This is a genomic window from Gloeocapsopsis sp. IPPAS B-1203 (genome assembly GCF_002749975.1).
Classification (GTDB): Bacteria; Cyanobacteriota; Cyanobacteriia; order Cyanobacteriales; family Chroococcidiopsidaceae; genus Gloeocapsopsis.
On the sequence record NZ_PEIG01000026.1, the window covers coordinates 25761 to 35850 of the forward strand.

Annotated in this window: 8 protein-coding genes; 4 read left to right on the forward strand and 4 right to left on the reverse strand. The window is 41.5% G+C overall.

Annotation, left to right across the window (positions count from 1 at the left end; genetic code table 11):
• Positions 1 to 133 precede the first annotated feature (133 nt).
• Entirely contained in the window at positions 134 to 880 is a 747-nt protein-coding gene (locus CSQ79_RS26560; RefSeq protein ID WP_099704116.1) for a DUF561 domain-containing protein, read from the reverse strand.
• A 158-nt stretch (positions 881 to 1038) separates the two neighbouring features.
• On the opposite strand from CSQ79_RS26560, the gene CSQ79_RS26565 reads away from it, so the two are divergent.
• The 3 genes from CSQ79_RS26565 (at position 1039) to CSQ79_RS26575 (ending at position 4227) form a co-directional block, all read left to right on the forward strand.
• Entirely contained in the window at positions 1039 to 1536 is a 498-nt protein-coding gene (locus CSQ79_RS26565) for a DUF389 domain-containing protein (protein ID WP_289501584.1), read from the forward strand.
• Between the two features lie 173 nt (positions 1537 to 1709).
• Positions 1710 to 2732 (forward strand): AI-2E family transporter, encoded by a 1023-nt coding sequence (locus CSQ79_RS26570; protein ID WP_099704118.1) that lies wholly within the window; start codon positions 1710 to 1712, stop codon positions 2730 to 2732.
• A 463-nt stretch (positions 2733 to 3195) separates the two neighbouring features.
• Entirely contained in the window at positions 3196 to 4227 is a 1032-nt protein-coding gene (locus CSQ79_RS26575; protein WP_099704119.1) for a hypothetical protein, read from the forward strand.
• 485 nt (positions 4228 to 4712) lie between these two features.
• Here CSQ79_RS26575 and bicA read toward each other — a convergent pair whose 3' ends face one another.
• The gene (bicA, locus tag CSQ79_RS26580; protein ID WP_099704120.1) at positions 4713 to 6455 is read right to left on the reverse strand and encodes a bicarbonate transporter BicA; all 1743 of its coding nucleotides are present in this window, start codon (positions 6453 to 6455) and stop codon (positions 4713 to 4715) included.
• Between the two features lie 526 nt (positions 6456 to 6981).
• On the opposite strand from bicA, the gene CSQ79_RS26585 reads away from it, so the two are divergent.
• Positions 6982 to 7980: a carbohydrate kinase family protein gene (locus CSQ79_RS26585; RefSeq protein WP_099704121.1), complete on the forward strand. Its 999-nt coding sequence runs from the start codon at positions 6982 to 6984 to the stop codon at positions 7978 to 7980.
• Here CSQ79_RS26585 and CSQ79_RS26590 read toward each other — a convergent pair.
• Together CSQ79_RS26590 and CSQ79_RS28530 are read right to left on the reverse strand one after the other, a co-directional pair.
• A complete protein-coding gene (locus CSQ79_RS26590) occupies positions 7946 to 9070 on the reverse strand; it encodes an ABC transporter permease (protein WP_099704122.1) in 1125 nt (374 codons plus the stop codon). The genes CSQ79_RS26585 and CSQ79_RS26590 overlap by 35 nt on opposite strands.
• Positions 9071 to 9449: 379 nt before the next feature.
• Positions 9450 to 9596, reverse strand: coding sequence for a hypothetical protein (locus CSQ79_RS28530; RefSeq protein ID WP_289501585.1), 147 nt, complete (start codon positions 9594 to 9596; stop codon positions 9450 to 9452).
• Positions 9597 to 10090: the final 494 nt, after the last annotated feature.

Genomic DNA, 10090 nt, shown 5'->3' on the forward strand with positions numbered 1-10090 from the left:
GGGAGCAGAGGGTAGGCGGGTAGTAAAGAACAATAACAATTAAATCTCTCCCACACTCCCATACTCCTACTCTACAACGCTCCCACTAATCACTAGTCACTAGCCACCGACTGCTAATTACTTAGTTATAACTCTACGCTAATACCCCACTTCGGTGAGTAGCTAAAGCATCAACTAAACTACGCACAGCAGCAATCATCGCGACTTCGCTGTTAAGTTGGTTGATTGCAGAACCAACACCAACACCCGCAGCCCCAGCAGCGATCGCCAGCGGTGCAGTCACACTCGAAATTCCAGAAGCACACAGTACCGGAACTGATACGGCACGAGAAATTTCGTAAGCAGCTGCCAAAGTAGGTGCAGCTTTTTCAATCAGTCCTAGAGTTCCTGGATGCGCTGGTTGAGTGCTAGTTCCACCTTCAGTTTGGATAATGTCAGCCCCAGCTTCGACGAGTTCTTCGGCTAGTTGTACTTGCTGATCGAGTTCCAGAATATGGGGAACAGTAACAGATAATGTGATCTGCGGTAGAAGCGATCGCGTAGCTTGTGTTAACTCCAGTACTTCTGCTGCTTCAAAACGCCGTCCTTGAGCATAGAAACTATCAAAGTTACCAATTTCGATTAAATCAGCCCCAGCTTCTACTGCAACAACAAACTTTTCTGGTTCAACTGCAGATATACAAACTGGTAGATTTGTCAAGCTGCGTGCTAGCTTTACTAGTTCAGCATCAGCAGCAATATCAACAAAAGTCGCACCACCGCGATCGGCAGCAATTACGGTAGCAGCAACTCGCTGAGAATCAAAGTTATTTAAGCCACTGATAATTTTGAGGACGCGTCTTTGTTCAAAGGCACGTTGCATTTCAGGATGCATTGTCATGATTTATCCGACACAGCTACAAAAAAGTTACGCTATATTGTGACATTCCTCAGCAGTTAGAAGCTAGGGGCAATAGTGAAAAATGACAGGTAGCCAGGATAAACCAACATATCCTAACGCTTGTAGCAGTTGTTTTAGCTTGATCAATCGGTTTCTTAGTGAGAGTACTACAATTTGGCAGCGAAGTTTCAGCCCGTTCTGAACCAACCTTACTAGATTTGGGAATTGCGACAAGCCTACTGCATGGCTTCGCTTACCGCAGCAGGAGGAATCAGTGGCTATGCCAAAGTCAAACCAAAAATCTCTCTAGCTTAGCTGTTACAGCAATTACTGTCGCGCTCATGCCACCAATTTGTGTTATTGGCTTAGGTTTGTCTCAAGCAGATTGGTCACTTAGCTTAGGTGCAACTCTTCTGTACCTGACCAAGTTACTAGGAATTACCCTCTCGTGTATGCTAGTCTTTTTAACCACAGGTTGTATCTCACTACATCACGGGCGTAAAGCTCTCAGACAAACAATAATTTTTACCAGTCTACTTCTAATTCGCTTGGGTGGGAGCTTTATAAGATTGGTGCAGCGAGCCGAATTAGAAGCCCTCATACAGCAAGTGCTAGTGAACCGCACAATTACCTTCTTTGCGAGTGGAATTAATTAGCAGTGATGTCAACTGGGTAACTCAACCTCCTGAAGCCCGCTTGAATGTCCTGCGAGCAGGAACTTTAACACCAAACCAAGTTCGGCTTTGAGAAGATTTTGTCGCCAAAGAAACAGGTCAACGCTTCACCTTAATTTTTGTAGTTAGTCAAATTGAAGAAATCAGGGGAGGAAATGATGAACAATCTCCGACGGCGACTGAGTAATTCTTTTATAATTCGCTTTCTTCTATTATTTGCCTTTGGTTGGGCACTTTTACAGCTTCTAGTTTATTTTGAAACAGTGATTGTCATTTTCACATTTGCAGCCATTTTAGCTGCTTTATTAAACTATCCTGTTCGCTGGTTGCGACGTTTTTTACCCCGCACAGCTGCCGTTATTTTAGTTTTCTTGGTAAGTCTCTTAATAGTTATTGCTTTAGCAATCACTCTCGGTTTTGCAATACTGTCTCAAGGACAACAATTAATTAATAGAGTTCTTGAAATTAGTAACTCTGTAGGCTTTTCGTTAGAACAATTAGAGGCTTTCTTACAAACTCGTAATCTCCAACTAAATCTAGATGCTATTGGAGAGCAGATCAGAAATTTTGCCTTATCGGGCATTACTTATATTCTCAACCTTTTAGGAACTTCACTAACCAATTTTATCAATTTTGTTTTAATTGCAGTTGTCACTCTTTTTATGCTGCTAAACGGAAAAAATGTTTGGCGTTTTGTGTTGAAAACTGTACCTGAAAGGTCACGCCAACACTTTGCTGATACAGTTGAGGAAAAGCTTTTAGGTTTTTTTAGAGGGCAATTAATTTTAATGTTATTTCTATCAACCTCTACTTTCTTAGTTTTTATCTTGCTCCAAGTTCCTTCCCCTTTAGTTTTATCCTTAATAATTGGAGTTATTGATGCAGTCCCAGGAATCGGTGCGACTTTAGGAATTGGTACTGTTTTTTTTATTTTATTAACTCAAGATGTTTTGCTTGCTTTCAAAGTCCTAGCAGCCTCAATTATACTTCAGCAAATCCAAGATAATTTAATTTCGCCGCGAGTCATGCAAAACTCAGTCGATGTTAACCCTGTAGTTACATTTTTTGCTTTATTAGTCGGAGCAAGAATTGCTGGGCTGTTAGGTATTTTTCTAGCTGTTCCAGTTGCTGGTTTGATTGTCAGTTTGTTAGAAATTGATGAATTGAAAGGAGAATAGAGAGTCGCAGCTAACTTATGGCAGTTTGTAATATGTCATTAATAATATTTTTTAATGACGCTCAAGTAGATTAAATGGCAGATTAGAAACTCTTAAGTGTAAAAGTAAAAATATAGCTACGATCAAGCATTAGCTTTACGCTACGCTTACCTAAATTGAATGCTTCATGCAGCTCAATTTATTTTTACCTATATTGAAATACTTCCACCTAAAGACAGGTGGCGGCTTCTCTCTGGGGAGAGTTGTTTGCGTATGTGCATTACCCAAAAATAAAAACGCGGATAGCAGATTATTCCTGATATTTGAGCAACTACGTAGTGAGTACCAGCGATAATCAGCCGAATTAGCGGCTTATCCTGATTGAGGTTAGCGAGAAATCTTGGTTTTCTAGATTCAACTAACGAAATCGCTCCCATCAACCTCAAGAAATTGCAACCTAAACAACTGACGCAGAAATCCTAAGATGCCAAAGTGGATTAGCCGCACAATTTATACATTAAGCGGGACAACGTTTAGGCTCATTCTCTTAATGGCTGGACTACTCATGCTGTGGGGAATGCTGGCACCACTCAGTACAATTGTTTGGTGGCTTAACCAAACTGCCGAGAGTTTAAATTTGGCAGAAGAAGAAAAGCCGGATGTGCTACGTAAAGCTTCTATCACTTCCACCTCAGCCATCAATTGCTATATTGTGTTTTTGCCTGGTGTCGGGAACTTTTCACCCGATCAGATTACGCCTGGTGAAAAGTATTTTATCTATCAGCTTGCACAACGCCATTCTCAGTGTGTTGTTGTACGAGATGTGTTTCCTTACTCGGTATTTAACCAAGATCTTGGTAGTCAAGAATTATTAACTCCGTTGTGGGAAGCATCAAAAGAAAGCGATGGAATACTGCGTAATGTTTTAGTTCAAGTTCGTAATTTGTGGCGGTTTGCAATTTCTGCTGACGATCGCTATGGTCCAATTTATAACTTAAGCATTGCTCATACGATCGTAGACCGCATGAATGCGGCATATCCGATCGCGCAATCTGATAGACCAATTAACTTAATTTTGATTAGTACGAGTGGTGGAACTCAAGTTGCCCTAGGTGCGACGGCTCACCTAAATGAATGGATCAATGCCCGCTTAACGGTAGTGTCGATCGGTGGCACATTTGAGGGCAGAGCCGGATTTAACGACGCAGAACACGTTTATCATCTGCAAGGAGATCGCGACTGGATTGCCGATCTTAGTCGAGTGGTCTTTCCCGCCCGCTGGAGTTGGACTGTGGGTTCTCCAGTGAATCAAGCCCGACGGCAAGGGCGTTACACTGTTTGCATTATTGGTTCTTACGAACACAGTGGAGCCGAAGGATATTTTGGCAACGAAATTTCACCTCATGGCATACCTTATGTTAAGCAAACTATTGAGCAAGTCGATCAACTACCGATCTGGTCTATCGACCAACCCCTAATTTCCCAATGCCCTGTTCAGAAAATCTCTGAAAAGTGAAGAGTGAGTATTTATGCTCAAAAGAAAAGTGGTGTTATCGACAAATTAAATAAATTACGACTTGTTATCCTTTTGACTTAAACTGCAACCTAGCCCGTCTGGCGCATGATGAAAAAATCAGGTTAACAATGCTAGAGGCGTTAGCGAAGCTCGTGCATTAGGAGGCTTGCGCTTTAAAGACTAATGGTTGCGAGCCAAGTCGTTTGAGTTCAATTCATCTCAGCTAGATAATGCTCCTAGCTAAACATTTTTTACCCAAAATCGTATGACAGTCCTTAAAGTGTCATTCAGCCTACTGCTAGTTTAGGTGAAGCGGATGTACACTTCAAATTGTGTGAGGAGTAATACGAACAAAAAAGCTCTTGGGGTCGAAACACGGCAAGACTCCCAAGAGCTTTTTTCACAACATAGCCTTAACAACGCAATTGCTTGTTGATTGCAATTTGTTGTCTATCAATAAAGATGATTAGCAACTAGGCGGCAAACTACTGGGGCAGCGGCATATCGGTTGCATCAGTTGAATATCCTTCAGAAGTACCATGACCAACTGCCAAGCGATCGCTTTGTACAGCACCTTTTCCTGAACGATAAACAAGCTCAACTGCTTGTCGCAAGGCTTCTACGCGGTCCGTTGTGACATTTTGGGGAGGTATGAGATTAAATATACCCAAGCGTTCTAGTCGGAGCTTAATCTTGTCAGTCGCACCAACGATAAAGACTTGGCGCCCTTGATCAACCGCATCTTTAATGGCATTTTCGATTGCCAATGAAGCTGTTACACCTAATATTGGTACATCACTTAAATCTAGAATGAGAACATCGTGGTCTTGCATTGCAGTATGTTCGCGGGCGATCGCTTTCGACAATCCAAAAATCATTGGTCCACTTAGGTAGAACAGCAATACGCGATTATTGGCTTGCTCAAGTAACTGCTTTTCTTCGGGATTGAGAACAATATCATCATCCGTATCACTAATTACTTTGACATCTTTCTCGCGGTATTGCGAAAGTCGTTCGATCGTAAGGATATTTGCAATAAATACACCAACTCCCACTGCGACAATCAAGTCAACAAATACAGTGAGGAACAATACCCCGTACATAATCAGCGTTCCTTTCACAGAAACGTGATGCGCGCGCTTGAGGAAACTCCAATCAAGAATATCAATTCCCACCTTCAGCGCAATTCCTGCAAGTACTGCCATTGGAATCGGTTGTGTTAAACTTGCTGCCCCTAATACGACAACGAGTAAAATGATTGCACGAGTTAATCCTGATACTGCTGTTCTCGCACCAGCTTGAATATTAACCACCGTACCCATCGTTGCGCCTGCGCCTGGTAAGCCCCCGCATAGCCCAGAAACCATGTTGGCAATACCTTGACCAATAAGTTCTTTATCAGAGTTGTGTTGCGTGCGTGTAATGCTATCTGCAATCACAGCGGTGAGTAGAGTATCAATACAGCCCAGCATCCCTAACACGACACCATCGATTGCCATCGTTGTTATTTGTCCGGCACTAAAGACGGGCATTTGCAATTGTGGCAATCCTGTAGGAATCTCACCGATGCGGCGGATATCAACTCCTTGAAAGAAGATTAAAGATACCACTGTTCCGACAATCAATGCAACAAGTTGCGGTGGGACAATGCGCTTAAATTTGCGTGGCATGAAAAACAGAATTGCCAAACTCAGCGCCCCTAATATGGCTTCGGCAGGATTAATATTTGACAACAACTGCGGTAAGCTTTGCACTGTACCAAGGACGCCACCTTTGGGAGCCGCTTGTCCTACAAAGGGAGCAATCTGCAAAATAATTAGGATCACTCCAATACCGGACATAAAGCCTGAAATCACGCTATAGGGCATTAACGTGATGTATTTCCCTAGCTTGAATATACCAAAGAGGATCTGAAACAACCCCGCCAGCATGACGACAGTAAACGCCATTGCCAAGCCATTTTCTGGATCTCTCGCGACCAGAGTTGCGATAATCCCAGTTATAACTACGGTCATTGGGCCGGTTGGCTCAGAAATCAGCGTCGGTGTACCGCCAAATAGTGCCGCGAAAAAGCCGACGCAAACAGCACCATAAAGCCCTGCCTGCGCACCTGCGCCTGAGGCAACGCCGAATGCCAATGCCAGAGGCAATGACACAATTGCAGCAGTGACTCCACCGAATAAATCACCGCGTAAGTTGCGAAAATGGATACGATTGGTTAATTGCATTCTTAGGCTATGTTATGGATGAATCAAAGTGTTTCTATGCAAGTATCAAACAAGAAATACACAGAACTTCTTGCACTATTTACGCATGATTAAATGTATAAATAGTTGACTCGGATAAGCTAAAAAATCACAAGCTAAAACGTGCTAGTAAAAGTAGTGAGTATGCTCCTTAAGGAATAAAAGAATATGCTCAAGCGGTACGTTAAACAATAGAATACAGCTTTTACTGCAGATTTAGTTAAGTCTATGTCACTAATTATTAAAGGAATATTAAATCTTGTAAATAGATAAATCTCTATGGATTTTAGTTATAGTACAAACAAAATTTAACTATAATTTAAATTAATGATTTTCATTAAATAGAAAGTTCAGTGAATAATCAAGTTTAACAACTTGGTGCATTGTGGATGCGTGCAATGACAGCCGCGACCAAATGGTTATGCAATCTAAATTGCAGTAGCGATCGCACTTAAGCGCAAATCTCTCCTATGCTGGTAGAAGTCAGAGTTAATAGCTGTAAGAACCGATGACGAATCCGCGTGTATTGTGCCTAGGGGAAATTTTATTCGATTGCCTTGCCGATCAAATTGGGCGATCGCTTGAAGAAGTCGAATCATGGACACCATACCCTGGAGGCGCACCGGCAAATGTCGCGTGTAGTTTAGTCAAGTTGGGCACGCCATCAGGATTTGTGGGTTGTGTAGGCGAAGACGAACCTGGAAATGCACTTGTGCAGCTATTACAAGATGTAGGTGTGGATACGACAGGAATACAACGTCACTCTACCGCGCCGACGCGACAGGTTTATGTAGTACGTTCAGAATCAGGCGATCGCACGTTTGCTGGCTTTGGTGAGTTCAAAACTGAAGAATTTGCAGATACGTACCTGCAAGCCGATAAGTTACCTGTTCAGCTATTTGAAAACGCAGATTTCCTTGTGCTAGGAACTTTGGAACTAGCTTATCCTGAAAGTCGTGCTAGTGTGTTTCGTGCTTTGGACTTGGCAGAAGAGTACAATGTCAAAGTTATCTTAGATGTAAACTGGCGTCCGGTATTTTGGGATAGTGAAGAGACTGCAGTGCAAATTATTCCCAAACTCTACGATCGCATCGATTTTCTTAAGCTGTCTGAAGAAGAGGCTGAATTGTTGTTTAATACTCTTGATCCAGGAGCAATTAACTATCGTCTGGAATCGATTGAAGGCGTATTAATCACTGCAGGTGAAAATGGCTGTGCTTATTGTTTAGGAGAAAATGAAGGTAAAGTACCAAGTTTTCCTGTCAAAGTTGTCGATACAACAGGTGCAGGAGATAGTTTCCTAGCAGCATTTGTTCACCAGCTAAATCAACAAGGTATCAGTAGCTTGCAAGATTCAGATGTTGCCAAATATGTTGTGAAGTATGCCAATGCAGCAGGGGCATTAACAACAACAAAACCAGGCGCGATCGCCTCACAACCAAGCAACACCGAAGTAGAATCTTTTCTCGCAACTAACTCAATTGACTCCGAAAGCGATTCACACTAACCGTTAGTAAAACGACAACAAAAGTGAAGAGCGCAAGTACATGAGGGAATAAAATATCTATACCAACGCCTTTGAGCAGAATCCCGCGTGAGATGGCGACAAAGTGACGTAGGGGATTGAGTAGGGAAAGGTATTGAAAGAAAACTGGCATACTTTCAATCGGTGCGATCGCCCCTGAAAGTTGAATCAGCGGTAAATTGATAAAGAACGAAGTTAAGACTACTTGTTGCTGGTTTTTTGCCAAAGTCGCTAACATCAAACCAACACCAATTCCTACAAATAGATAAAGTCCCCCAAGCGCTAGAAATAACAATAAGCTCCCTTGTAGGGGTACTCTAAAAACGATACGAGCCACACTGAGTGCTAATATTATATCTCCCATCAAAAGTACAAATAATGGGGCAATTTTTGCTAATAGAATTTCCCAAGCATCAGCAGGAGTCATGAGTAATTGTTCAAGCGTTCCTGAATCTTTTTCACGCACCAATGTAGTAGAGGAAACAAGCGTACTCGTGAGTGTAATGACAGTTCCTAGTACTCCTGGAACTAAAAACCAACTACTCAATAACCCAGGATTGTAGAAAAAAACACTTTGTGCTTGTACCAGAGGTGGTGCAGGATTTTCATCTAAACTACGGCTGTACTGGTTAATAATCTGAGCAGCATAACCGCTAGCAATTCCTGCTGTATTTGCATCAACTCCATCAATAAAAATTTGTACTTCAGCCGTTTTATTTTGTGCTAAGTCTCGATTAAATCTTGGAGGAATCACTAACCCTGCTGTAATTTGCCCCAGGCGCACTTGTTGAGCAATCTCCTCTTGACTGAGACTATAATTGTGAGGAATAAAGATTTGGTTTTCTGTTAAGGCAGCAACTAACTCGCGGCTTTCATAAGTATTCGCATAGTCTACGATTCCTAGTTTCAGGTTTTGCACATCCGCATTCAGTGCAAAGCCAAAGATCAGAAGTTGTATTGTTGGTGGAAAAAGTAGTAAAAAAAGGAGTTGTTTATTTCTTAATATCTGATTAACTTCTTTAATACATAATGCCCAAAAACGACTTTCTAGAAGATACTTGATAAGTTTCATTTTTTAAAACTAATTGATTGATTGAACTCATTTTTGTTTCACCTTGATAACAATCTTAAATTATTTACCAAAATATCTGTTTATTACTTTTCTTTGCTTTTTTATGGTTTGCTCTAGAACAAATATAATAACATTTATCAATTTAGTTCTTTAAGTAAAAGCATCCTTTTATCATTTCTTATGGAATTATCTTTTCTATACAGGAGTTGAACTACAAGCTTCATCTGCCATATAAGTGAGAAATGACACGCTGTACCTCATCGGAAGTTAATACACTAGGCAAGTAGCGCGATCGCTTCGCTCGAACTGCATCAATACCCACTAACTCTTGTTGCAAGACAACTTGGTAAAGGAAAATGATGGCATTGAGTGCTTGGTTCTAAGTGGTTGCTGCGACTTGTTCGTTTACTGCCAAATGCGTTAAGAACTGCGTTACCTCGGCTGTACTCATCTCGTTAGGATGGGCGAATCCAGTAAACCTAGGTTTTCTTAGTGCTATGGGAGTAATGCTTGACTCGAATTGCATCACGTACTTGGTCGAGCAGCTTTCGGGGACAAGGCTCCATAAGATAGTTCTATAATTTTGTATAAAATATATCTGAATGGTACAAATATATTACTGAGATTGCTTAGGCAGATACACGGTACTTTGTTGTAGATCCAACCTAATTGAGGGAAATACACAGCAGTCTTGCTGTAGTTCTACCCATGTAAGATGGATCTACAGCAAGCGATTCATTCATTCCGCCCAAACTGGAAGATCTACAGATAAACTCTGTACAATAAATTGTTAGACTGCACTCTATCTCTAGAGTTTGTAAAGTTTTGTAGTTAGATTGAGAAAATACAGCAGTGTGGCGTGATGAAGGTATCAGATAGCAAATTTGCTAGTGAGAGGATGTTTTAAAAGTAGGGTGTTTTGTAAGAAAGCTCACAAAGCTTAGGCTGAGATTTGTAGAAACCAGCACCTTGTGAGCGAATGACTAAAGCATACCGTAGCAATCTGACGTGGGAACAGTG

Bases quoted from the DNA above. Each gene is read 5' to 3' on its own strand.
- CSQ79_RS26560 (WP_099704116.1), bottom strand. From the start codon at position 880: ATGACAATGCATCCTGAAATGCAACGTGCCTTTGAACAAAGACGCGTC.
- CSQ79_RS26590 (WP_099704122.1), bottom strand. From the start codon at position 9,070: ATGAAACTTATCAAGTATCTTCTAGAAAGTCGTTTTTGGGCATTATGT.
- CSQ79_RS28530 (WP_289501585.1), bottom strand. From the start codon at position 9,596: ATGCAATTCGAGTCAAGCATTACTCCCATAGCACTAAGAAAACCTAGG.
- CSQ79_RS26585 (WP_099704121.1), top strand. From the start codon at position 6,982: ATGACGAATCCGCGTGTATTGTGCCTAGGGGAAATTTTATTCGATTGC.
- CSQ79_RS26575 (WP_099704119.1), top strand. From the start codon at position 3,196: ATGCCAAAGTGGATTAGCCGCACAATTTATACATTAAGCGGGACAACG.
- CSQ79_RS26570 (WP_099704118.1), top strand. From the start codon at position 1,710: ATGATGAACAATCTCCGACGGCGACTGAGTAATTCTTTTATAATTCGC.
- bicA (WP_099704120.1), bottom strand. From the start codon at position 6,455: ATGCAATTAACCAATCGTATCCATTTTCGCAACTTACGCGGTGATTTA.